Source organism: Rhodoligotrophos defluvii (genome assembly GCF_005281615.1).
Classification (GTDB): Bacteria; Pseudomonadota; Alphaproteobacteria; order Rhizobiales; family Im1; genus Rhodoligotrophos; species Rhodoligotrophos defluvii.
In genome coordinates, this window is the sequence record NZ_SZZM01000001.1 from 472,795 (window position 1) to 494,518 (window position 21,724).

A 21,724-nucleotide genomic window follows, 5' to 3' on the forward strand; every position below is an offset into this window, starting at 1 on the left:
CCCCTCAAACACGCGCAGTCAGGGCAACCCTCGCTCCTTCTCGGGGGTCGCGTTCCCATGGCGGCATTAGTTCAAACACTGGCAGTTGCGGAATATCTGAGCTTTCGTCATGCCGCTAAAGCTCTTGGTGTCAGCCAGTCCAGCGTCAGCGCGCGCGTGAAGGCACTAGAAGAAGAACTCAATATCTTCCTGTTCGAGCGCCATGCGCGCGGCGTCCGGCTGACAGAAGCGGGCCGCCACTTCATTGACCGGGTTGCAATTGGAATCGACCAGCTCGATTATGCTGTCAGGACCGCTGGCATGGCAGCACGCGGGGAGCTGGGCAGTTTGCGGCTCGGCATCCATGATCTGATTCCCGGCAGCTTCCTCGCCAATCTGCTCGAACGATACCGCCAGCAGCATCCGGGGATTGAGGTTGAGATCGCGGAAGGGACCGCCCGCAAGAACCTCATGCAGCTTCGTGCCGACCGACTTGACGTGACATTCGTGACCGGCTCGCCCGAGTTTTCCGATTGTCGCTCGCGACCAATATGGAGCGAACGGCTTCTGGCCGCACTGCCGTCATGCCATCCGCTCTCCGAGGGAGCAGGGGTCACTTGGGCCGATCTGGCAGGCGAGACCTTCATTGTTCGGCATGGTGGAACCGGACCCCAAGCTCATGACCACATCGTTCTGCGTTTGGCCGGCGGCTGTCCTGACCTCGCGATCCTACGGTTCGACGTGGAGCGCGGCACGCTGTTGTCGATGGTTGCTCAGGGCTATGGTGTAACGGTCGTCGGCGAGGCGACATCACTGACTCACACCCCCGGCGTGACGTTCCTTCCGGTTTTGGACGAGCTGGAACCCGTTGCGTTTTCCGCAGTATGGTCTCCACACAACCGCAGCCCTCTGGTCAGGAGTCTTCTCGGCCTCGCGGTGGAAATGGGGCGATCGCCTCCGCTGTCCTGAGTCGCCGTCGCATCTGCCAGACGAAGCATTGGCACAACCCGTCCTATTTGCCGCCCACAGTATCCGGCAGCCCTCCCGCTTCATCTTTCCTGTTGCCCGTCTCGCAAACGCCTACTCTCTGATCGGCTCCGTCACTTTTTCCGACTGGAGCCTGGATGCGCGGAGGCCGAATCCTTTGGGGTCAGATCGCAGTCGTCTTCACCATCGTTCTGATGATGACCTGGGCGGCGACGCAATGGGTTGCCTTCCGCCTCGGCTTTCAGCCGCAGCTCGGCAATCCGTGGTTCGAGCTGGCCGGCTGGCCGGTCTATTACCCTCCCGCCTTTTTCTGGTGGTGGTTCTCCTTTGACGCCTACGCGCCTGCGATCTTCATTGAAGGCGCGTTCATCGCCGCGTCTGGCGGCCTTATCGCCATCGCCGCCGCCATCCTCATGTCGATCATCCGGGCGCGGGAAGCGCGCAACATCGCCACCTATGGTTCGGCGCGATGGGCCGAGGATCGGGAAATCCGCGCGGCCGGATTGCTCGGCCCCGATGGCGTGGTGCTCGGCCGACATACACAAGACTACCTGCGCCATGACGGCCCCGAGCACGTCCTATGCTTCGCCCCGACCCGCAGCGGCAAGGGCGTCGGGTTGGTGGTGCCGACGCTGCTGACATGGCCGGGAAGCTGCATCGTCCACGACATAAAGGGCGAGAACTGGACGCTGACAGCGGGCTTTCGTGCGAAGCACGGCCGCGTCCTGCTGTTCGATCCGACCAATGCCAGATCGTCGGCCTACAACCCGCTGCTGGAGGTGCGGCAAGGCGAATGGGAAGTCCGCGACGTGCAGAACATCGCGGATATTCTGGTCGATCCCGAAGGCAGTCTCGACAAAAGGAACCATTGGGAGAAGACCAGCCATAGCCTGCTTGTCGGCGCGATCCTGCATGTTCTCTATGCGGAGAAGGACAAGACCTTGGCGGGCGTCGCCAACTTCCTGTCTGACCCCCGCCGTCCGGTCGAGGCGACCTTGCGCGCGATGATGGACACGCCGCATCTCGGCGAGGCCGGCGTTCATCCCGTCATCGCGTCGTCGGCCCGCGAGCTGTTGAACAAATCCGAGAACGAACGGTCGGGCGTGTTGAGCACCGCCATGTCGTTTCTCGGCCTCTACCGCGATCCCGTGGTGGCGCGGGTGACGGCACGCTGCGACTGGCGCATTGCCGATCTGGTCGGCAGCCGCCAGCCTGTCACGCTCTATCTGGTCGTGCCGCCGTCCGACATCAACCGCACCAAGCCGCTCATCCGGCTCATCCTCAATCAAGTCGGCCGCAGGCTGACCGAGGATTTGAACACGTCCGACAAACGTCATCGCCTGCTGTTGATGCTGGACGAGTTTCCCGCGCTCGGTCGGCTCGACTTCTTTGAATCCGCGCTCGCATTCATGGCGGGCTACGGTCTCAAAGGCTTCCTGATCGCGCAGAGCCTCAATCAGATCGAGCGCGCCTATGGGCCGAACAACGCGATCCTCGACAACTGCCATGTCCGCGTCAGCTTCGCCACGAACGACGAACGCACGGCCAAGAGGGTGAGCGATGCGCTCGGCACCGCGACCGAGCTGCGCGACTCCACCAACTATGCAGGCCACCGACTTGCGCCATGGTTAGGGCATCTGATGGTTTCTCGGCAGGAGACGGCCCGGCCGCTGCTCACACCGGGCGAGATCATGCAGCTTCCGCCCACCGATGAAATCGTGATGATCGCGGGCACGCCGCCGATCCGCGCCACCAAGGCCCGCTATTACGAGGACGCGCGGTTTCAGGAACGCATCCTGACCCCGCCCGATCTGGTCGCCGCACCGTTGGCGCCCAGCCCATCTACCGATGATTGGTCCGGCCGCGTGGTTCCGGCGGATGGCCGTTCTGCGACGGACGCCGGAAACGGGGCCGAGGGCGATCCGGCCAATGCCGGCATCCGCCGCGAACCGGAATTGCCCGAGCATGAGGAAATCGTCGCCCCTTCGCCATCGCCAGAACAGGAGTTCGAGCTTCTGGACGATGAGCCGGACGTTGACGCGGCCAAGGCCCGCGCCATGCGCCAGCGCATGAGGATGGTGGCGCGGCAGGTGGCGATGAACCCCGATGATGGAATCGACCTTTGAGGACACGCCCATGGCAACCAGAACCCGCCTGAATCTCTATTTCGACCCGGCGCTCATTCCGCAGATTGAGGCGATGGCGCTGCGTCGCTCGGTGGCGCTGCGCCGCAATATCTCGAAATCCGCCATCGTGGAGGCGGCGGTCATGTCCTACCTGTCCGGCGATTCCGCCGACCAGCTTGAAGCCGCCATGTCGCGCCGCTTGGACAAGCTCGGCCGCCAGATCGACACGCTTGACCTAGATCTCGCCGTCCTCGGCGAGACGGTCGCGCAGTTTATCCATTTCTGGATGACCCTCACGCCGCCGCTTACGGGAGCCGCGCAAACCGCTGCGCGCGCGAAAGGCGCGGAGCGGTTCGAGGGCTTCATGCAGAATCTCGGCCGGCGTCTGGCGACGGGTGACAGGTTCCTCAAAGAGCTGTCGCGCGACATCGACTCACTCCACGACGACCCGGTGCCAGACGAGGCACAGACCAGCGGCGATCAAGAGTAAGTATTCGGACCCATCCTATTTGCCGCCGTTCGCCGCCGATCACCGCACGCAGCTAGATACTTGTTGAACCGACCGGATTTCGGCCTCTCTTAATCGACCCCGATCCGGGGATGGCCTGTCGCGTCCCCGCAAGAAGCCGGGGCCGACATGACCGCCAACCACCAAAGACCGGAAGCCATTGCGCGCGGCGCGCGTATGTTGCGCACCGCGCTCGGCCCCGCCATTGCCCGGCTGCTCGAAGACCCGGCCGTGGTCGAGGTGATGCTGAACCCGGACGGACGGTTGTGGATCGACCGCCTGTCCGAAGGGCTTGCCGACACGGGCGAACGGCTGTCCGCCGCCGATGGCGAACGCATCGTGCGGTTGGTCGCGCATCATGTCGGCGCGGAGGTTCATGCCCGCAGCCCCCGCGTCTCGGCCGAACTGCCGGAGAGCGGCGAGCGGTTCGAGGGTCTGCTGCCGCCCGTGGTCGCCGCGCCGGCCTTCGCCATCCGCAAGCCGGCCGTGGCGGTCTTCACGCTCGACGATTACGTGGCCGCCGGCATCATGTCCGCTGATCAGGCGGAAACGCTGCGCCAAGCCGTCGCGTCCCGCGCCAATATCCTCGTCGCGGGCGGCACCAGCACCGGCAAGACCACGCTGACCAACGCGCTGCTCGCCGAGGTGGCGAAGACGCAGGATCGCGTCGTCATCATCGAGGATACGCGCGAGTTGCAATGCGCCGCGCCCAACCTCGTTGCCATGCGGACCAAGGATGGCGTGGCAACGCTTTCCGATCTGGTGCGGTCCTCGCTGCGCCTGCGCCCCGACCGCATCCCCATCGGCGAGGTGCGCGGCTCCGAAGCCCTCGACCTGCTCAAAGCGTGGGGCACAGGGCATCCCGGCGGGATCGGCACCATCCATGCCGGAACCGGCATCGGAGCGCTCCGTCGCCTTGAACAGCTCATTCAAGAGGCTGTCGTCACCGTCCCGCGCGCCCTGATCGCCGAGACCATCGACCTTGTTGCCGTCCTTTCCGGACGCGGTTCCGCGCGCCGGCTGGCCGAACTCGCCCGCGTCGAAGGGCTTGGGCCGGACGGCGACTACCGCATCACCCCCGCAACCATCAGCACAGGAGAACCCCAATGATCCGCACGATTTCGCGCGGCACTCGCCGCATGGCGACCGCCGCATCCGCCCTTGCCATCAGCCTCATGCTCGCCCCGGCCGCCCATGCGTCCGGCTCGTCGATGCCGTGGGAGCAACCGCTTGAGCAAATCCTTCAGTCTATCGAGGGGCCGGTCGCCAAGATCATCGCCGTTATCATCATAATCGTCACCGGCCTGACTCTGGCCTTCGGCGACACCAGCGGCGGTTTCCGCCGCCTGATTCAGATCGTGTTCGGCCTGTCGATTGCGTTCGCAGCGTCGAGCTTTTTCCTGTCGTTCTTCTCGTTCGGCGGCGGGGCGCTCGTTTGATGGCGGGCGATCTCGAACGGCTCGACGCGGTGCCGGGCTTCACCGTCCCGGTCCACCGGGCGCTGACCGAGCATATTCTGCTCGGCGGCGCACCGCGCGCCATCGCCATCATGAACGGAACGCTGGCCGGGGCCGTGGGCCTCGGCCTGCGCCTCTGGCTGGTCGGCCTCGCCATCTGGGCCATCGGCCATTTCGCGGCCGTATGGGCGGCGAAGCGCGATCCGCTCTTTGTCGAGGTGGGGCGGCGGCATCTGCGCATCCCCGCCTTCCTGGCGGCGTGAGGGCGCGGCATGATGAACCTTGCCGAATACCGCCGCACCGCCGCCCGTCTCGCCGACTATCTGCCCTGGGCCGCGCTGGTCGGCCAAGGCGTCGTGCTCAACAAGGACGGCTCGTTCCAGCGCACCGCGAAGTTTCGCGGTCCCGATCTGGACTCCGCCGTCGCCGCCGAGCTGGTCGCCGTCGCCGGCCGCATCAACAATGCCGTGCGCCGCCTCGGCTCCGGCTGGAGCATTTTCGTCGAAGCGCAACGCAGCGAGGCCGCGACCTATCCCGACAGCATATTTCTCGATCCCGCGTCCGCGCTGGTCGATGCCGAGCGGAAAGCCGGTTTCGAGGAAGCGGGCACGCATTTCGTGTCCGGATACTTCCTGACCTTCCTCTATCTGCCGCCAGCCGAGGAAGCGGCCCGCGCCGAAACCTGGCTTTACGAGGGCCGCGAGAAAACCGGCGTGGACCCATGGGAACTGTTGCGCGCCTTCATCGACCGCACCGACCGCGTGCTGGCGTTGCTCGACGGCTTTATGCCGGAATGCCGCTGGCTCGATGACACGGGCACGCTCACCTATCTCCATTCCACCATCTCGACCAACCGCCATCGCGTGCGCGTGCCAGAGGTGCCGATGCACCTCGACGCGCTGCTCGCCGACCAGCCCTTGACCGGCGGGCTGGAGCCGCGCCTTGGCGACGCACATCTGCGCGTGCTGACCATTGTGGGATTCCCGACCGCGACGACGCCGGGCCTGCTGGACGACATGAACCGGCTGCCGTTCCCGTATCGCTGGAGCACGCGCGCGATCCTGCTCGACAAGACCGACGCGACCCGGCTGCTGACCAAGATCAGACGGCAATGGTTCGCCAAGCGCAAGAGCATCGCGGCGATCCTGAAAGAGGTGATGACCAACGAGCAATCCGCGCTCGTGGACACCGACGCCGCCAACAAGGCGCTCGACGCCGACATGGCGTTGCAGGAACTCGGGGCGGACGTGGCGGGCATGGCCTACGTCACGGCGACCGTCACCGTATGGGATGCCGACCCGCGCATAGCCGACGAGAAGCTGCGCCTTGTCGAGAAGATCATCCAGGGCCGCGACTTCACCGCCATGGCCGAGACGGTCAACGCGGTTGACGCATGGCTCGGCTCGCTGCCCGGACACGCCTACGCGAACGTGAGGCAGCCGCCCATCAGCACTTTGAATCTCGCCCACATGATCCCGCTCTCGGCGGTGTGGGCGGGGCCGGAACGGGACGAGCATTTCGGCGACGCTCCATTGCTTTACGCCAGGACCGAAGGCTCAACCCCGTTCCGGTTTTCCCTCCATGTCGGCGATGTGGGCCACACGCTTGTCGTCGGCCCCACGGGTGCCGGCAAATCCGTGTTGCTGGCGCTCATGGCGCTCCAGTTCCGTCGCTACGAGCGTTCGCAGGTTTTCGCCTTCGACTTCGGCGGCTCGATCCGCGCAGCCGCCCTCGCCATGGGCGGCGACTGGCACGACCTGGGCGGCGGGCTGACAGAAGGGTCCGACGCCTCGGTTTCGCTCCAGCCGCTCGCCCGCATCCACGACACCTATGAACGCGCCTGGGCCGGCGACTGGATCGCCGCAATCCTCATGCGCGAAGGCATCGCCATCACGCCAGAGGTGAAGGAACACATCTGGACGGCGCTGACATCGCTCGCATCAGCGCCTGTCGAGGAACGGACGATCACCGGCTTGAGCGTGCTCCTCCAGTCGAACGACTTGAAGCAGGCATTGCGCCCGTTCTGCGTCGGCGGTGCCTATGGCCGCTTGCTCGACGCCGAGGCCGAATATCTCGGCTCGGCGGACGTGCAGGCGTTCGAGATCGAGGGGCTGGTCGGGACCGGCGCGGCCCCGGCAGTGCTCGCCTATCTGTTCCATCGCATCGGCGACCGGCTCTATGGAAGGCCAACGCTGCTCATCATCGACGAGGGCTGGCTTGCGCTGGATGACGAGGGATTCGCCGGCCAGCTCCGCGAATGGCTGAAAACGCTGCGCAAGAAAAACGCATCGGTCGTCTTCGCCACGCAAAGCCTGTCCGACATCGACGGCAGCAACATCGCGCCCGCCATCATCGAGAGCTGTCCGACGCGGCTCTTGCTCCCGAACGAGCGCGCCATCGAGCCGCAGATTGCGGCCATCTATCGTCGCTTCGGCTTGAACGACAGGCAGATCGAAATTCTCGCGCGGGCGACGCCCAAGCGCGACTACTACTGCCAAAGCCGCAGGGGAAATCGCCTGTTCGAGCTGGGCCTGTCCGAAGTCGGCCTCGCGCTCTGCGCCGCATCCGCCAAATCCGATCAAGCTGCCATCGAGCGCATCCACGCCGATCATGGAGGCGACGGCTTCCTCGCCGCCTGGCTGCGCGAGCGCGGCGTCGATTGGGCGGCCGACCTGATCCCCAACCTCACCAATCTCGCCGACCGGCCGGAAGCCGCCGCGCCGGCCGTGCCGGATACCCACCCCACACAGGAGATTCTTCCATGACCTATTCCAAGATCGTCGGGGCCTCGGCCCTCGCGCTGGCGCTCGCCGTGCCCGTCGCGCTGTCGCCCATGCTCACAAGCCCGGCCCATGCCCAACTCTTTGGCTTCGGCCGCATCGTCTATGACCCGAGCAACTACGCGCAGAACGTGCTCACGGCCACGCGCACCCTGGAGCAGATCAACAACCAGATTCAGAGCCTCCAGAACGAGGCGCAGATGCTCATTAATCAGGCCCGCAATCTGGCGAGCCTGCCGTATTCCTCGCTCCAGCAGCTCCAGCAGAACGTCCAGCGCACGCAACAGCTTCTCGGCCAGGCGCAGAACATCGCCTTCGAGGTCGGCCAGATCGACCAGGCGTTCCAGCAGCAATACGGCAATGTCTCGCTTTCGGCCACCGAACAGCAGCTCGTCGCCGACGCGCGTTCGCGTTGGGAGAATACGGTCGGCGGCTTACAGGACGCGATGCGCGTGCAGGCGGGCGCGGTCGGCAACATCGACGCCAACCGTGCCGAGATGGGCGCGCTGGTCGGCCAGAGCCAGGGCGCGACCGGCGCATTGCAAGCCACGCAGGCCGGCAACCAGCTTCTCGCGCTCCAGTCGCAGCAGCTTTCCGACCTGATCGCGGTCATCTCGGCGAACGGCCGCGCCGAGGCGCTGACGGAGGCGGAACGCGCAACCGCCGCCGAACAGGGCCGCATCCAGCGCGAGCGGTTCCTGACGCCCGGCGCCGGCTACCAGCCGGGCAACGCGCAGATGTTCAACAACGGCAACAACTGACCCGGAGGCTCGCCATGGACGGCAAGATGTTGGCCCGGCTTGGGGCCGTGGTGTTCGTCGCCATCGCCGTCACGGCGACCGCAATCGACATGGCGCGGAAGGACGAACCTTCCGCGCCCCGTCCTGCGCCGGCCTTCCAGCCGCCGGCCGATCCGCTGCGCGAGGGACAGCGCCGATGCCAGCAACTCGGCGAAGCCGCCGCAAACGACACCGAGTGCCTGCGCGTATGGGCCGAGACCCGCGACCGTTTCCTCGGCCGCACGCCAGAACCAGCTACGCCGCAATCCGACGAAGGGCGGTGAGCGCATGGGCAACACGGGCGTCATCGACAATTTCCTCGGGGTCTTCACTTCCTACATCGACTCCGGTTTCGGTCTGCTCGGCGGCGAGGTGGCGTTCATCGCCACCACGCTCATCGTCATCGACGTAACCCTCGCCGCGCTCTTTTGGGCATGGGGCGCGGATGACGACATCATCGCCCGGCTGGTGAAGAAGACCCTGTTCATCGGCGTCCTCGCCTACATCATTAGCAACTGGAACAATCTCGCCCGGATCGTCTTCGAGAGCTTCGCCGGCCTCGGCCTCATGGCGTCGGGCACCGGCTTTTCCGTCGAAGACCTGATGCGGCCGGGCCGCGTGGCACAGACCGGCCTCGACGCCGGACGCCCGCTTCTCGACTCCATTTCAGACCTGATGGGCTGGATCGCCTTCTTCGAGAACTTCATCCAGATCGCGTGTCTGCTGTTCGCCTGGGCGCTGGTGGTGATGGCCTTCTTCATCCTCGCCATCCAGCTTTTCGTGACGCTGATCGAGTTCAAACTGACCACGCTCGCCGGCTTCGTGCTGATCCCCTTCGGCCTGTTCGGCAAATCCGCGTTCATGGCCGAGAAGGTGCTTGGCAACGTGGTGTCCTCCGGCATCAAGGTCTTGGTCTTAGCCGTCATCATCGGCATCGGCTCGACCCTGTTCTCGCAATTCACGGCCGGCTTCGGCGGTCAGACTCCGACCATCGACGAGGCCATGGCTATCGTGCTGGCCGCGCTGTCGCTGCTCGGCCTCGGCATCTTCGGTCCCGGCATCGCCAACGGCATCGTATCAGGCGGGCCGCAGCTCGGCGCGGGCGCGGTCGTTGGCACGGGCCTCGCTGCCGGCGGCATGGTGCTTGCGGGCGGGGCGGCGGCAGGCGGCACGGCCATGCTCGGCGCTCGGGGCGGNCCAAGGGCCTGCCCTTCCAAACCGAGGGCGCCAAGCTGGGCAAGGACCGCTTCCGCGCCAACCTGGCCCTCGCCGCCGAGGCCCCCCAAGCCCCCGTCACCTTCGCCATCGGCTACGGCTTCGAATACGCCTCGAGGCAGACAAACCACTATCTCTCCCTCTCAGGCCAAATCCAATGGTGAGCCAAGCCAACGGAGGGTCACGAGGGTGAAAGCACACATCCGCAAATCGCTGCCGGAGCAGCTACGCCTCTGCATCCGCCAAGTGAGCTAACGAAAAAAACATGCCTCAGACCGATCATGTTCACATTTGGCGTGATCTTATAGGAGTATGTTTCATGTATTCCAGATCGCTTCTGAAATTGATCTCCGCCATATGTGCGGCAACATTTACCCAGCTCTACCCAATTTCGAGCCATGGCCAAAGCAATGATGGCGCTACACCTCCCAATGTTTCCGGCACCATCCAACTCCCAAGAATGACGCTGGATGGCTTAGGCCTCAAAATTTATTATAATTTCACAAAGAAAGAGAATACCTCAAGCCTCGACAGAAACACATCCGCAGAACATTTCAACAACAGAATATTTCGCTTATTCGAAGACAACAAAATCGCATATGGTCTCTATGCCTTTGATGGAGATCCGGAAAGAGATGACAGATTTACCGGATACTATCTAAATTTCCCCAATAATTCCAAAGACAAGGTTCTTTATATACAGATTGATTACGACAATAAGACACGGACATTTAAAGAGAGGATCATTATGCCGGACGGCAAGAAACTCCTTGAAGAAGGCAGGTTTGAAATTGTCACCCGCCATAAGCCGTAAGCCTCGGGCAGGCAATCCTTGCGTCGCGGGCACAGAGGCTGAGGCGTGCTCTGTTTCAAACGGACGTGAGGCATGAGATCATCCGCGACACGACCAAGGCGCGGAAAAAAGGCTGTCAAAAGCCTCGCCACGCGAGCGATTAGAGCCCAAAGTTCAAACGCGCAGGCGATGAGAGTCTAAACTTCTGGACGCGCTTCCGCTAAGTCATTGAAAAGATGGCGGGAGTGACGGGGCTCGAACCCGCGGCCTCCGGCGTGACAGGCCGGCAGAAAATCCTGAAAAATCAACGGCGGTTGAGACTTTTAAGCGCTCACTTCAGGCCCCAAAAGCGCAAAAGTTCAAACCGCTTCGCCCTGCTCCGTGCACGAAGTAATTGGCACCGTTCCAGACCAGCGGAGGTCTCATCGAAGAAAGGGCACGAGATGGGTGGCGGGAACGATGCCAGGAGCCGGCGATTGAATCGGCACAGACGAGGTGCACACATGCCAAGGCCGATCGAACCCTTGAGGATCCTGACAGATCTCTATGCGAGTGAGATCAATTGGGGGATCTCCACTTTCGCATTTTGCGGTTACCGCGCTTGGCTTGGTGACGCCCTGAACGGGTTCGAGGCTGAAGGGGAGTTCCAGAACATCACCGACGCCATCGTTTTTCTGGCCCGTGAAGCGGCCCGACGCTATCCCGATAGCCCGTTCGCGGCCAAATACGCAGAGCTGGCTCGCGGCAGCACCGCCGTGCGTGCGTCCGCTCATTCAGGTGGATTTTTCAGCAACCTCAACAAAGGACCTGGGTCAGAGCCACTATCGCTCGACGCGCCGGGCGTGGATATCGTCGCCGATGACCTGCACGGCTTGGATGAGATCATCGAAAGACGGAAGCGCAAGAACTAAATGCCAGGCCGGAACCGCATCCCTCGGTGAAGCTGTTCAATAAGCTCTTGGAACTTGTCTGCTGGACGGCCTCCCAGCATGCTCACCTCGAATTCCCCAAATTCGGGAAAAATCTGCAGGTCCACGGATCCCGATAGGACGCCACTGCTGCTCTTGAGCTGTCGATGAAGGGAAACACGTTCCGCTCTTACCCGATGCTTTGAGCACACGAGGCGAGATGCCACATCAACGATGTTTCGTCTCGGGGTCTTGCGCCGGAGATCTGCGAAACGCCTCAATGTGAGCGCCCGGCACTTTCCGCAGAAGAGCTCATAACCCTCCCAGCCAATCAATTCAGCTTCATCGAAATCCCTTGGCAGGTAAGGATCCTTGGCCGACACCATGGGGTATCAGATCGCGAGCGCCGCCTGCCGAGCTTTCTCGCCGAGAAGCGAAACGGCGAAGCTGCCGGCGGGCAACGGCCGCAGCAGGTCGTGCTCTGGACGCAGGTCGAGCCAGTGCATCCGGTGCTCGCGCCGGAGCACAGCCATTTGGCGCTCTTGATAAGGCGCGATGTCGGCGTTCGCTTCCACGGTCAGAATAGCAAAGGCCTCGGGCCAGCCTTCTGATGCCGGGCGCCAAATTCCCGCAAGGTAGAACCAGTCTTGGCTCCGCAGCGAAACGGTGTATCGATGCTTGGCCCGGCCAAATCGGAACTCCGACGCTGGAATGAGGCAGCGATGGCTTGGGAAATGTCGTTCCGACCGCACCAGCGCGAACGGTCGGCCTCCGGGCGGGCTTGGGTTGAGACCCCAAGGTAATTCAACCATCTCCACACCATCTCCGTCGCGTCTTATGATGACACGGCGGTGGCCGAGCGGAGCGTCAAGGTCGAAGGCGATGGCCGTCATGCCGAGAACATAGTAGGAACATTCTTGAAGCGCAAGCGCGACGAGGCCTGACAGCATGTGTAACGACTATCGCCTGCACGTGGATGTGTCGAAGATTGCGGAGGACTTTGCTGCCATGAACATCAAGGTCCGGTTCAGCGAGGGGAGGCCCAACGTCGAACCGCGCGATGACATAAAGATCACCGATGTTGGCCCCATCGTTCGTGAGGTTGAAGGCCAGCTCGGCGAGGGCGATCTCGTTCAGCGCCGCTGGAGCTGGCCAGGTCCCGGCGGCCGTCCGGTCTACAACTTTCGCTCGGAGGGACGGGAGTTCACGTCCGGCCGCTGCCTGATCATCGCCGATGGCTTCTACGAGTTCACGACGCCTGCTGATCCGAAGAAAAAGCGGAAGGACAAATGGCTGTTCACGTGGCGCGGCGAAACATGGTTCTGCATCGCCGGCATCTGGCGCGCCACGCGGGAGGTCGGCGAGGCCTTCACCATGCTCACAATGCCGCCTGGTCCGGACATCGCGCCCTATCACGACAGGCAGATCGTCATCCTCGATCGGAGCGCCTGGGCGGACTGGCTCGACCCTTCAGTCTCGGCAAAATCGCTGATAAAGCCTCTTCCCTCTGGAACGCTGCAGGTTGAACACGTCGGTTAACGCCAAGACCCTCCATCCAGGCGCGCACAACAGTTCCGACTAGAGAGAAGACCACCGAATTTCCGGACTATCTTTAAAAACTCCCAATGCGATGCGGCCGACCGACAAGCCGACTCCGAAAATTATCGAGAACACTAACAGACGCAGGTCCCAGTCCCACGTTTCCCATTTGGTCGGAATGAATCGGCGTCCCTTTTTCCAAAGCGCCTTAGCGGTGCCCGAGATCCTTAATCGCCCCTGAGACTGAAAGCCTCCCTCCAAATCGCCTATCGCCACAACTTCATCAAATAAAGATAACTGCCTGATCTCCCCATTTATATCGAAGTTCGCTACGCTGCCGACAAAGCCCAGTAACCTCAATGCACCATTGGGCATTGCTTGCAGTTGGTCGTCACTTAGTCCGGCAGCATGAATCCATCCGGCCTCTCCTGTTATATCCAGCGTAGCCGAAACCAAGTAACTCGTGCTTGGTGATCGTGAGGAAACAAGCTCGACTAGCAAGCCAACGGCACCACCACTAGACATCCGGTCTGAGTTTCCACCCTTTTTTAGTGTCTTCGTAGCGTCGAGCCCTCTACACTCCATCATTTTACCCTTATTTGACGAGCTCACAAGCAATTCATAAACTGACTTTCCTCCGATTATTTTAATATCTCTCATTGTTTCAGGATCATCACCGACGAATATTGCAGTTAGATACATCTTAGTGGGCAGATCACGAGTCTCAAATCTTACGGCGCCACGATCTCCGATGAACTGTCTGATTAAGGTCTTGCCTGCCCCATCCCGATCCAGCCCAAACTGCGTCACGTTTGTTGTCTCTACAGTGGCTTTTGCTTCTGCGTTGCGATTTAAGAAACCGAACTCTGCGTAACCGTCGCTCGCCCGGACTTCCAATCGCTGCAATCCGTGTATGGTCATTCTCGGTGCCTGGGCTGACACCTTCTCTATGTCCTCAGGACGAGCGCAATCCGCATAGACGCTTACGATCGCGTCGAATGGAACCTCTCCTTGCCAGGTCGCCCTCAGCTCTGCTATTCCACGCCAAGTAATTAATCCATTGGTTGCAGCGTCAGATATGAGTCGGAATGGCCCCTGTTGGTTATCGCTAACCGCTTGCCCTAGTTCATCCGCTTCTGGAGCGGCTAAAATACCTGAAACCGGCGCCTCAAGCACAGCATCAATCTTAGCTGGAATAGGATTATAAAGCACGTCTAACGACCAGAACGCAAATATTGATACAAAAACTCCACTACCGAGAATTACTATACTGTAAATCAATCGTCTAAACAGACACTGCTCATTCCAATACTCTGATATTTTGAAGATGATTCCCAAGTTGAAGAGGAAAAAAATGACTATGAACAGCGCCCCGATTACATTGCTAATGACGTTTGTCATAATGTATGGAATGTCGATATTTTCGTGATAAATTCCAAGTAAAATATCATATATAATTAGCAGTGAAAGCGTTGTAACAAATACCTTTGCAGCCAAGTGAGGTATGGTTCTAGCGGACAGAGAAATAAATGATATTATAATACCTATACATAAGTAAAAACTATAAATATTACTCTGCATCCATTCGTTAAGAGATGGTAGTCTAATTATATTTTCATTGTAAATTGAACCATAAATCGAAGCAGATTCGCTACCCACTAGCGGAATAACATGTCCTTGAACCTCAGGACCTGAATTCAATACAATGCCACAGCTAATACCAAATAGCAACTTTATGTATATCCAAGACAACGTATGGCTAGAAATCTGCCTTTCATATAGAAATCTGGCAAATTTCCATTTTCTCGGCACGAACTCAACCTTTCATGTTTTTCACGAAGACTAGGCGCGCCTCCTGCCTAGAACTCACTTGTGATTTTCCTGAGACCAACCCATTCTGATCAGTCGAGCATTACCACCTCCTGAGGTTCGCCACAATTCGCGGCGAGATTCAGCAATCGACTCGGTGTGCCGCTGACTCCCCAGACAATCGCGTCGCAACCCCAGGCTCATATCGTCTTTCCAGTAAGCCAAGTGGGCGGATACGCGCCTTGTATTTCCCTCATCGCCTTAGCCTCGCCACCAGCTCGCCCCCCACCTTCCCAATGAACAACGATGCAATGATGGCCCCGATCCATTCGTCCAGCGGCGGCGGCAGAGCGGCAATGGTCCAGTTCTGAGGGAAGGCGCAAGCCCGGCACAATAGGATTGAATAGACGCACACCGCCGCAAACCAAAGGCCTGCCGGCACCAGGAACAGCAGCGGGAACCACCAGCCGCGGCCGGTGCTGATGGCGGCCTGCGCCTTCAGATACTCCGCCACCACCTCCGTCTTGATTCGCTCGCGCTCGGTCTCGTTGTCCACCTTGTGGTCGATGGATGTGAGGATCCGGTCCAACGGTCCGCTGGCCAGCCAGCCGAACAGCCAGGTGATCATGGTGAACATCGCTCAGGCTCCGAAGCGGTAGCGCAGGTCCTTGCGCTTGATAACGAGCACCACGAGGGCAACCACCACGATGCCGAAGCCAGCGAGCGCCCAGGGGTTGTCGAGCGCGCCGAGCACCCCTGTGAGCAGCCCACCAGCAGCAGAGGCTATGCCGGTCCAGATCGTGGTGTCCTTGACCAGTGGCGGGCCATCTGGCTCCGCTGCGGCCGGCGAGACATCGGCCGGCGGGATGACAGCGGCCTGAGCGGCCCTGAGCGCATCGAGGAAGTTCTTGTGATAGCCGGCGATCAGCTTGGCCTTGTCGGTGCCGTTGACGACGCGCCGGGCGCCGATCGGGTCATCGGTGGTGGCATTGAAATAGTCCCCCAGCCCTTTGCCGGTGAACAGGCCCTGCGCCATGCCCTCGAACAGAATGCGGATGGACACGTCCAGGTCGAGCGCCAGGTCGGGCGCGTTCACCAGGTCGACCCCGAGCAGATCGCCCATGCGCTTGTAATTCTTGAGCCAGGTGAGCTGAATGAGGCCACGGCCGTAATAGACCTGGCCGGTGGCCTCGGCCTTGCCGTAGCTGCGCCTGGCCACGATCTTTCGGGCGGCCTTGTCGCTCCCGGCAAAGCCCTCGCGCACCGGGGCAAAGCGCCCGCCCGTCTCGTGATGGACCTGCGCCAGCATGTTGGCGAGCCAGCGGATGTCCCTGTTCTGCGACCAGGCTTCCCAATGGGAGAGGATGGCGCTGAGGCCATCCACCTGCTGCTGGGTGAGCCTGCCGCCGAACGGTGCCCGGCGCACATAGGCAAAGAAGGTCTCGCGGTTGATGGTCATGGGAACCTCACGCGTTGGTACAGGCGGCAAAGACAATCACCGATCGCGGCGCGACCCAGTCCCGCGGCAGCGGGTAAGGCGGGTGTTTGAAGACGCGGGTTTCCCCCGCGACCAGATCCAGGCCACCAAGGCAAAAGGTGGCCACCACCGCCGCCCATAGGACGAATCCCAGGGCGCCGATCCACAGGCGCTTGAGCATGGCTACTCCCCTGAAGAGGCCAGAAATTAGGTTTTACGGTCTGGAAGGGATGAGATCGGGGGACGCGACTGAGTGTGGATTATTTATGGCAACCACCGCGATGATCACCTCTGGCCGGGGGCGGGCTCCTGTTCAATTATGACTGCACCACTGTCAGGATCCGCAACAGAGACCACATCCGACAAAATGAAAAAATGAATCCCCTGATCTTGGTTCGAGGGATGCAGATTGGCGGTGACGTGCTCCCAAATGTCACCAGCATCTCGCCCCCATGCTACATCGCAAACTAAGAGTTCCTCGCCGGTGGCCATTCGAACAATGCTGCGCAAGCCGTTGCTTTCGCGCTGCTCTAAGACTTTGCGGATGGGAGAACCCAACCCCTCACTGATCTCACCCCAACCTTGCAATTCGGTTCTCGACTTATCCATATCTTGCCCAAGTGCGACTTCCGTAAAAAGGCAAAGCGGCTCCAAAGCTGATCGCCTCCGCAACGTGCACACGCCAGTCTAAACCTCATACCACACCCCACCGCGGCGGATGAAGGAGACCACCACATTGGCGCCGACGGTCTTGTTGGCGCCGGTCTGGGTGCGCAGGTTGCCGGTCCCGTGCGCGTAGGTGGTGCCGTTCGATGCCTGCAGCCGCACCACCTGTCCGTCGACCCCGTTCAGGAGATTGGTCACCGTCGCCGGCGGCGTGAAGTTGAGGGCGGAGACCCCGTCCACATTGATCGAGCCGCCACCAGCGTCAAAGAAGTTGGTCCAGCCGGGCGAGCCCGCATAGCCGATCGACGTGCCCGCCCCGGTCTTGGTGATGATACGCTGGGCGATGCGCGGGATGGCGGCGCTCTGGTTGGCCGTATAGATGCCGACATACTGGTTGCGCTGATGCGCCGGCACGTTGCTTTCGTCATTGATGAAGTGTCGCACCTGGCCGGCCGTGGTGTTGAGGCTCAGGTTGACGAACAGGTTCTGCGAGCCGGTCACGCGCAGCGCGTCATAGGTGCCGTCCTGCCGGCTCGACAGGGTGATGCCGAAGCTGGCATTGGTGACCTGGTTGCGCTGCCCGGTCACCACGAGACCTTCCTTGCCGCAGAGCTCGAAGCGACCATTGGTGATCAGGCCCGCCGTGCCTTGCCATAGGCAGCCCACGTCCGCATTCTCGGCCACGCAATTGCTCATGCGGCAGTTGGAAACCCCTGTCATGAGGAACGAGGCGATGAGCCCGGAAGGGCTATCGTTCGGCCCGGAATGGCCGGCATGTACATTGTCGAACAGGGCATCGGGCCGGTTGTTGTAGATCACGCCGGCATAGTCGACGAGCGGCGCGCCGGCGAAGTCGACGCCGGCCATATAGCCGCGGTTCGCATACACATCGCGCAGGAGCAGCACCTGTCCCCCGTCGTTGCGGATTGCCTCGAGGCCGATCCCCCTGAACCCGCAAGCCACCACCGCCGGGAACTTGCAGGCCCCCTCTATCCAGATGCCGCGCTGGCGCGCCGCCTCATCACCGAGGAAGAACAGGTTGCGGAACACCAGGTTGCGCCGTTCCTCCGCGGTCACCCCGTCATTGGGCACATGGATCATGGCGCCGGTGCTGCTCGCAGCGAAGCCGCTCGCGGCCTTCAGCGTCGACACCCGCCGGCTGTTGTCGTAGACGCCGGGATTGACGAGGCCGGCGGTCAAGACCGGCACGGCGCCGAAGATGTGGGCGCAGGCCTTGTCCACCACCAAGGGTGCGGAGATCAGATAGATCCCCGGCGGCACATAGAGCGGGTCGCCATTGGCCAGGCACTTGGTGATGGCCTGCTGCAGCCGGTCGGTATCGTCGCTCTCGCCATCACCCTTGGCGCCCCACATCCTTGCATTGGGCACGCGGGCTGCATCGAACAGGTTGCCCACCACACTGAGGTTCGTCGCACCCTGAAGGACTTGCACGTAAGTGGTCATTGATCGGCCTCGAACAGGGAAGGCTTCACCACCAGGAAGCCGCGCAGATAGGTATGGAGGCCCGGCTGCAGGCTGTCGGGCGGGTCGAGCGGTGCTGCAAGCCGCAGCTGGTAGCGGGTCAGCCGCCCCAAGGGCAGCACCCGGGTCTGGGCTGGGGTCAAGGCCGGCACGATGGTGCCGAGCGGCGCATGCACGGTGATCCCTTCGCCTTCCGTCAGCTCCAAGTAGCCGCCCGGCCAGTCGATGGCGAAGGCTACTGCGAAGCCGGTGAGGTCGATCATCGCGTCATTGCCGTCGAGCAGCACGATCTCTTGCCGCCAGTCGTCGCCCCGGGTGATGACATAGTCCGTCTTGGCCGCGCTCATCATGGCCCCTGTCTCAGCCTTTCCGATAATAGATCCCCCGCAGCGTACGGGGATTAAGTCCAGCCCCTGGGCAGCGGCAGAACCGCTACAAGCTTGCTCCAGAAGGCGGTGAGGCCTGCGCCCACCAGCCCACCGAGAAAAGTGAGGACGAAGGCGGCGCCGATGCCCCGCTGCTTCCAGCGCTCCAGCTCGTCGGCAAAGGGGCGGATCACCCCAACCGCATGCTCCAGCACCTCGATATTGCGTTCCGCCAGTACCATGCGCTCGCCAAGCCCGCCCACCGCCTCATGCAGGTGCCGCCGGCTGTCGGCGGCCTCGCGCTCGCCCTCACGCATCGCCCGCTTGATCTCGCCGACATCGGTCTGCAGCAGGTCGAGCTTGGCGGAGAGCTGCGCAATTTCTCTATGGAGGCTTGTGTCAGGACCAGCCATGGCGTGGGTCCTAGTCCAGCCGCATCACGACGATGTTGTCGAACAGCCGCGCGGCGCTGAGCACGGCCGTATTGGTGTTGAGCCCGATCCAGGCGGTCGCGCCCGTGGCCACGAAGGGGGCGGTCTCGAACGCACCGGGCGGCAGCACCGTGTTGGACACCAGCTGCTGGCCGTTGGCTGCCGTGCCCACCCGGAACAAGGCATTGCCCGCGCCCACATTCTCCAGGCGCAGCACGTAGGAAGCGCCGGGCTGCGTCGTGAATGAGCGGTTGGCATTGCCGGCCGAGGCCAAGCCGTTGGTCACCAGCATGCGGCCGCTGCTCAAGGTGAGCACCGCGCCATTGTCGGCGGTCCAGGCGGCATTGAGCGCGGCATCGTCGGCATAGGACGAGAAGTCGTCGAAGAAGACCACCGTGCCCAGATTGATGTTGTCGATCACCGGCTTGCCCGTCACCTTGATGGTCACTGCGAGCGTCATGCGGTCATCGATCGGCAGGGCGGGGTTGAGCCCCGTCACCAGCCCATCGAAGATCCAGGCCGTGGCCTGGGTGTTGGGGAACACGATGCGGTAGGAGCGCGGCGCATCGCTGTTCACGTCGGCATAGAGCAGCGCCTGAGTGTCATCGCCGGGCTTGAGCGCCAGGGTGAACGTCACCTCGCCGCCATCGCGCAGGCCGGAGATGAACTCGCGATAGGCATCAGCACTTGCCGCATGGGTGGCATCCGGCGCATCCCGCGTCAGGCCAGGTGCTCCCGGCTCGATCAGCTCGCCGATGGCCTCATAGACGCCGGGCAAGCCCACATTGCGCTCGAACGCAACCCCATAGCCGATGACAGCATCGGACATGTGACCCCTCCTATTGATCGAAAAGCGTTGGCCGGATCAGGTCAGGGCACGAGTGCCCCCCAGAAGCGGGTGTGGTTGGCGGCGAAGTTGGCGCTCTCGGCAGCAAAGAAGCCCTGCAGGGCCACCGTGTCGCCCTGCGCCAGCAAGGTGGCCACGGAGAGCCAGATGGCGGTCACCGTGGTGGTATGGGCAGCGGTGATGCCGCCGATCGAGCCGGGAATGACCGTCGTCCCATTCTTCCACAACCGCGCCCGCATGCGAGCGTTGGCGCTCACACTGATCTTGTAGAGCAGGCTTGCACCCAGGAGGTAGACGCCCGCCGCCGGTGCGGTGAACAGATGGGTGCCGGTATCAAAGGCGGCGCGGTTGTCGAACTCTTCCTGATTCAAGGTGATGGTGGTCCAGGTATCGGCCGCGACGAGCTGGTCGGCATCGAGAAACACGGAGAATTTGGGGTTGCCCGGCAGCTCCACCAGCCCGCCCGGCTTGGCGCGCAAGGCGTCAGCCCAGGCGGAGCCATCGGCCGAGGTCTTGAGGGTGAACTCGTCATTGCCGATGAGCCCGAACTCCGCCCGGCCGGAGAAATTGTCCTGAAACAGGAACGACACCGTATTCCCAACGGCTTCCTTGTTCAGGACATAGCGAAGGTCGCCGGTGCCACCGAACCCGGCATAGCGGGCATTGAACAGGGCGGAGTTGAGCGTGGCGGAAAGCGGGTTGGTCTCGTCCGCCGTCGCCCTAAGCCCAAGCAGCTGCACATTCTGCAGCTCCGCTGTGTCGCCGGCAAACGGCACCCAGCCCGCACCGTCGAACACCAGGGCCAAATCCTCGTCCTGCACCCACGCCAGCCAGCCCTCGCGCGGCACATGGAAGGTCCAGCCACCGGCCTGGAACGCCGCCACCTTGCCGTCCTGCCCGGTCCAGGCACCGGTTGCCCCAGTCGCCACCAAATAGCGATCGCCCTCGGCCGGGCTTCCCGGCGGCGCGGTCAGGTCACGGTCGAGCACAGCGAGCTGCACCACCGCGTCCAGCACATCCAGCGCCTCATTATGGGTCACATGCTTCTGGGCCTGGGCTGCCTCGATATAGGGCATGCCCAGATTTGCACTATCGGCCATATTCGGGTTACCTCTTCGACGAACGCCGCCGACGGGCGGCAACGGCTATAGTCAATGCCCAGCAATGCTGCACACGATCTACATTCAGCTGCTTGACGAGGGGACAGCCGTGTGGCGTCCGGTTTCCGCTGAGCGCCTGCCGGACGGCCGCTACCTGCTACCCTCGTCCAAGCAGGAGGATGAGGAGTGGGCATATCCCCCAGGTTCTATCGTCGAATGCGCGGAAAGGACCTTTGGCGACGGCACAAAAGCTCTTGTCGCTCTCAGGCCAGCCTAGCCGGCAACTCACACACAGGTCGTAACGACAATGCCGAGTGACCTAGCTCGTGTTCGGCGACACCTAGCCGTTCAATCCAAGGTCCTTGAGGCAACTCTGGTCCGCTACTATCACGAGAACGATGAGAGAGCCTTCTTCGAGTGGCTCAGCCGGATCAAGTGCGTCAAAGGCTTCGACGGTCGGGGCACCACGTTGTTCA

General features: G+C 62.0%; 24 protein-coding genes. 13 read left to right on the plus strand and 11 right to left on the minus strand.

Annotated elements, in window-relative coordinates; all coding sequences use genetic code 11:
* Positions 1-57: 57 nt before the first annotated feature.
* From E4P09_RS02195 to E4P09_RS02250, 12 genes are all read left to right on the plus strand, one after another.
* Positions 58-948, plus strand: a complete 891-nt coding sequence (locus tag E4P09_RS02195; protein ID WP_137387936.1) for a LysR family transcriptional regulator — start codon at positions 58-60, stop codon at positions 946-948.
* 155 nt (positions 949-1,103) lie between these two features.
* Positions 1,104-3,092 carry a conjugal transfer protein TraG gene (locus tag E4P09_RS02200; RefSeq protein ID WP_137387937.1) on the plus strand — a complete coding sequence of 663 codons (1,989 nt, stop codon included), beginning with the start codon at positions 1,104-1,106 and terminating at the stop codon, positions 3,090-3,092.
* Between the two features lie 10 nt (positions 3,093-3,102).
* Positions 3,103-3,582, plus strand: a complete 480-nt coding sequence (locus E4P09_RS02205) for a CopG family transcriptional regulator (protein ID WP_170984187.1) — start codon at positions 3,103-3,105, stop codon at positions 3,580-3,582.
* A gap of 147 nt (positions 3,583-3,729) precedes the next feature.
* Entirely contained in the window at positions 3,730-4,710 is a 981-nt protein-coding gene (trbB, locus tag E4P09_RS02210; protein ID WP_137387938.1) for a P-type conjugative transfer ATPase TrbB, read from the plus strand.
* On the plus strand, positions 4,707-5,039 hold the full coding sequence (locus tag E4P09_RS02215; protein ID WP_137387939.1) for a TrbC/VirB2 family type IV secretion system protein: 333 nt from the start codon (positions 4,707-4,709) through the stop codon (positions 5,037-5,039). The genes trbB and E4P09_RS02215 overlap by 4 nt, the downstream gene beginning before the upstream one ends.
* The gene (locus tag E4P09_RS02220; RefSeq protein ID WP_137387940.1) at positions 5,039-5,320 is read left to right on the plus strand and encodes a VirB3 family type IV secretion system protein; all 282 of its coding nucleotides are present in this window, start codon (positions 5,039-5,041) and stop codon (positions 5,318-5,320) included. The genes E4P09_RS02215 and E4P09_RS02220 overlap by 1 nt, the downstream gene beginning before the upstream one ends.
* A gap of 9 nt (positions 5,321-5,329) precedes the next feature.
* Complete coding sequence (gene trbE / locus E4P09_RS02225; protein ID WP_137387941.1) at positions 5,330-7,822, plus strand: conjugal transfer protein TrbE; 2,493 nt, start codon at positions 5,330-5,332, stop codon at positions 7,820-7,822.
* Entirely contained in the window at positions 7,819-8,598 is a 780-nt protein-coding gene (gene trbJ / locus E4P09_RS02230; protein WP_137387942.1) for a P-type conjugative transfer protein TrbJ, read from the plus strand. The genes trbE and trbJ overlap by 4 nt, the downstream gene beginning before the upstream one ends.
* Positions 8,599-8,612: 14 nt before the next feature.
* A complete protein-coding gene (trbK-alt, locus tag E4P09_RS02235) occupies positions 8,613-8,900 on the plus strand; it encodes a putative entry exclusion protein TrbK-alt (protein ID WP_137387943.1) in 288 nt (95 codons plus the stop codon).
* Between the two features lie 4 nt (positions 8,901-8,904).
* Positions 8,905-10,086, plus strand: a complete 1,182-nt coding sequence (trbL, locus tag E4P09_RS02240) for a P-type conjugative transfer protein TrbL (RefSeq protein WP_239024997.1) — start codon at positions 8,905-8,907, stop codon at positions 10,084-10,086.
* A 64-nt stretch (positions 10,087-10,150) separates the two neighbouring features.
* The gene (locus tag E4P09_RS02245) at positions 10,151-10,645 is read left to right on the plus strand and encodes a hypothetical protein (protein ID WP_137387944.1); all 495 of its coding nucleotides are present in this window, start codon (positions 10,151-10,153) and stop codon (positions 10,643-10,645) included.
* Positions 10,646-11,127: 482 nt separating this feature from the next.
* Positions 11,128-11,535 (plus strand): hypothetical protein, encoded by a 408-nt coding sequence (locus E4P09_RS02250; protein WP_137387945.1) that lies wholly within the window; start codon positions 11,128-11,130, stop codon positions 11,533-11,535.
* Between the two features lie 389 nt (positions 11,536-11,924).
* Here E4P09_RS02250 and E4P09_RS02255 read toward each other — a convergent pair whose 3' ends face one another.
* Positions 11,925-12,425 carry an SOS response-associated peptidase family protein gene (locus tag E4P09_RS02255; protein WP_137387946.1) on the minus strand — a complete coding sequence of 167 codons (501 nt, stop codon included), beginning with the start codon at positions 12,423-12,425 and terminating at the stop codon, positions 11,925-11,927.
* Between the two features lie 55 nt (positions 12,426-12,480).
* On the opposite strand from E4P09_RS02255, the gene E4P09_RS02260 reads away from it, so the two are divergent.
* Positions 12,481-13,071, plus strand: coding sequence for an SOS response-associated peptidase (locus tag E4P09_RS02260; protein ID WP_137387947.1), 591 nt, complete (start codon positions 12,481-12,483; stop codon positions 13,069-13,071).
* A 39-nt stretch (positions 13,072-13,110) separates the two neighbouring features.
* On the opposite strand, the gene E4P09_RS02265 is transcribed toward E4P09_RS02260, so the two are convergent.
* The 10 genes from E4P09_RS02265 to E4P09_RS02310 form a co-directional block, all read right to left on the minus strand.
* Positions 13,111-14,568, minus strand: a complete 1,458-nt coding sequence (locus tag E4P09_RS02265; RefSeq protein ID WP_137387948.1) for a hypothetical protein — start codon at positions 14,566-14,568, stop codon at positions 13,111-13,113.
* Positions 14,569-15,133: 565 nt separating this feature from the next.
* On the minus strand, positions 15,134-15,517 hold the full coding sequence (locus tag E4P09_RS02270; RefSeq protein WP_239024998.1) for a hypothetical protein: 384 nt from the start codon (positions 15,515-15,517) through the stop codon (positions 15,134-15,136).
* Between the two features lie 3 nt (positions 15,518-15,520).
* The gene (locus tag E4P09_RS02275) at positions 15,521-16,339 is read right to left on the minus strand and encodes a glycoside hydrolase family 19 protein (protein ID WP_137387949.1); all 819 of its coding nucleotides are present in this window, start codon (positions 16,337-16,339) and stop codon (positions 15,521-15,523) included.
* 7 nt (positions 16,340-16,346) lie between these two features.
* Positions 16,347-16,538, minus strand: coding sequence for a hypothetical protein (locus E4P09_RS02280; RefSeq protein WP_137387950.1), 192 nt, complete (start codon positions 16,536-16,538; stop codon positions 16,347-16,349).
* 104 nt (positions 16,539-16,642) lie between these two features.
* On the minus strand, positions 16,643-16,966 hold the full coding sequence (locus E4P09_RS02285) for a hypothetical protein (protein ID WP_170984188.1): 324 nt from the start codon (positions 16,964-16,966) through the stop codon (positions 16,643-16,645).
* A 78-nt stretch (positions 16,967-17,044) separates the two neighbouring features.
* Positions 17,045-18,487 carry a glycosyl hydrolase family 28-related protein gene (locus E4P09_RS02290; RefSeq protein ID WP_137387952.1) on the minus strand — a complete coding sequence of 481 codons (1,443 nt, stop codon included), beginning with the start codon at positions 18,485-18,487 and terminating at the stop codon, positions 17,045-17,047.
* Positions 18,484-18,855 (minus strand): hypothetical protein, encoded by a 372-nt coding sequence (locus E4P09_RS02295; RefSeq protein ID WP_137387953.1) that lies wholly within the window; start codon positions 18,853-18,855, stop codon positions 18,484-18,486. The genes E4P09_RS02290 and E4P09_RS02295 overlap by 4 nt, the downstream gene beginning before the upstream one ends.
* A gap of 50 nt (positions 18,856-18,905) precedes the next feature.
* Entirely contained in the window at positions 18,906-19,283 is a 378-nt protein-coding gene (locus tag E4P09_RS02300) for a DUF1515 family protein (protein ID WP_137387954.1), read from the minus strand.
* Between the two features lie 10 nt (positions 19,284-19,293).
* Complete coding sequence (locus E4P09_RS02305) at positions 19,294-20,130, minus strand: phage tail tube protein (RefSeq protein WP_137387955.1); 837 nt, start codon at positions 20,128-20,130, stop codon at positions 19,294-19,296.
* A 41-nt stretch (positions 20,131-20,171) separates the two neighbouring features.
* The gene (locus E4P09_RS02310) at positions 20,172-21,248 is read right to left on the minus strand and encodes a DUF2793 domain-containing protein (protein ID WP_137387956.1); all 1,077 of its coding nucleotides are present in this window, start codon (positions 21,246-21,248) and stop codon (positions 20,172-20,174) included.
* Between the last annotated feature and the right edge of the window lie 476 nt (positions 21,249-21,724).

Excerpts from the sequence above, each read along its gene's own strand:
- E4P09_RS02195 (WP_137387936.1), top strand. The coding sequence starts at position 58 with ATGGCGGCATTAGTTCAAACACTGGCAGTTGCGGAATATCTGAGCTTT.
- E4P09_RS02200 (WP_137387937.1), top strand. The coding sequence starts at position 1,104 with ATGCGCGGAGGCCGAATCCTTTGGGGTCAGATCGCAGTCGTCTTCACC.
- E4P09_RS02205 (WP_170984187.1), top strand. The coding sequence starts at position 3,103 with ATGGCAACCAGAACCCGCCTGAATCTCTATTTCGACCCGGCGCTCATT.
- trbB (WP_137387938.1), top strand. The coding sequence starts at position 3,730 with ATGACCGCCAACCACCAAAGACCGGAAGCCATTGCGCGCGGCGCGCGT.
- E4P09_RS02215 (WP_137387939.1), top strand. The coding sequence starts at position 4,707 with ATGATCCGCACGATTTCGCGCGGCACTCGCCGCATGGCGACCGCCGCA.
- E4P09_RS02220 (WP_137387940.1), top strand. The coding sequence starts at position 5,039 with ATGGCGGGCGATCTCGAACGGCTCGACGCGGTGCCGGGCTTCACCGTC.
- trbE (WP_137387941.1), top strand. The coding sequence starts at position 5,330 with ATGATGAACCTTGCCGAATACCGCCGCACCGCCGCCCGTCTCGCCGAC.
- trbJ (WP_137387942.1), top strand. The coding sequence starts at position 7,819 with ATGACCTATTCCAAGATCGTCGGGGCCTCGGCCCTCGCGCTGGCGCTC.
- trbK-alt (WP_137387943.1), top strand. The coding sequence starts at position 8,613 with ATGGACGGCAAGATGTTGGCCCGGCTTGGGGCCGTGGTGTTCGTCGCC.
- E4P09_RS02245 (WP_137387944.1), top strand. The coding sequence starts at position 10,151 with ATGTATTCCAGATCGCTTCTGAAATTGATCTCCGCCATATGTGCGGCA.
- E4P09_RS02250 (WP_137387945.1), top strand. The coding sequence starts at position 11,128 with ATGCCAAGGCCGATCGAACCCTTGAGGATCCTGACAGATCTCTATGCG.
- E4P09_RS02255 (WP_137387946.1), bottom strand. The coding sequence starts at position 12,425 with ATGACGGCCATCGCCTTCGACCTTGACGCTCCGCTCGGCCACCGCCGT.
- E4P09_RS02260 (WP_137387947.1), top strand. The coding sequence starts at position 12,481 with ATGTGTAACGACTATCGCCTGCACGTGGATGTGTCGAAGATTGCGGAG.
- E4P09_RS02270 (WP_239024998.1), bottom strand. The coding sequence starts at position 15,517 with ATGTTCACCATGATCACCTGGCTGTTCGGCTGGCTGGCCAGCGGACCG.
- E4P09_RS02275 (WP_137387949.1), bottom strand. The coding sequence starts at position 16,339 with ATGACCATCAACCGCGAGACCTTCTTTGCCTATGTGCGCCGGGCACCG.
- E4P09_RS02280 (WP_137387950.1), bottom strand. The coding sequence starts at position 16,538 with ATGCTCAAGCGCCTGTGGATCGGCGCCCTGGGATTCGTCCTATGGGCG.
- E4P09_RS02285 (WP_170984188.1), bottom strand. The coding sequence starts at position 16,966 with ATGGATAAGTCGAGAACCGAATTGCAAGGTTGGGGTGAGATCAGTGAG.
- E4P09_RS02290 (WP_137387952.1), bottom strand. The coding sequence starts at position 18,487 with ATGACCACTTACGTGCAAGTCCTTCAGGGTGCGACGAACCTCAGTGTG.
- E4P09_RS02295 (WP_137387953.1), bottom strand. The coding sequence starts at position 18,855 with ATGATGAGCGCGGCCAAGACGGACTATGTCATCACCCGGGGCGACGAC.
- E4P09_RS02300 (WP_137387954.1), bottom strand. The coding sequence starts at position 19,283 with ATGGCTGGTCCTGACACAAGCCTCCATAGAGAAATTGCGCAGCTCTCC.
- E4P09_RS02305 (WP_137387955.1), bottom strand. The coding sequence starts at position 20,130 with ATGTCCGATGCTGTCATCGGCTATGGGGTTGCGTTCGAGCGCAATGTG.
- E4P09_RS02310 (WP_137387956.1), bottom strand. The coding sequence starts at position 21,248 with ATGGCCGATAGTGCAAATCTGGGCATGCCCTATATCGAGGCAGCCCAG.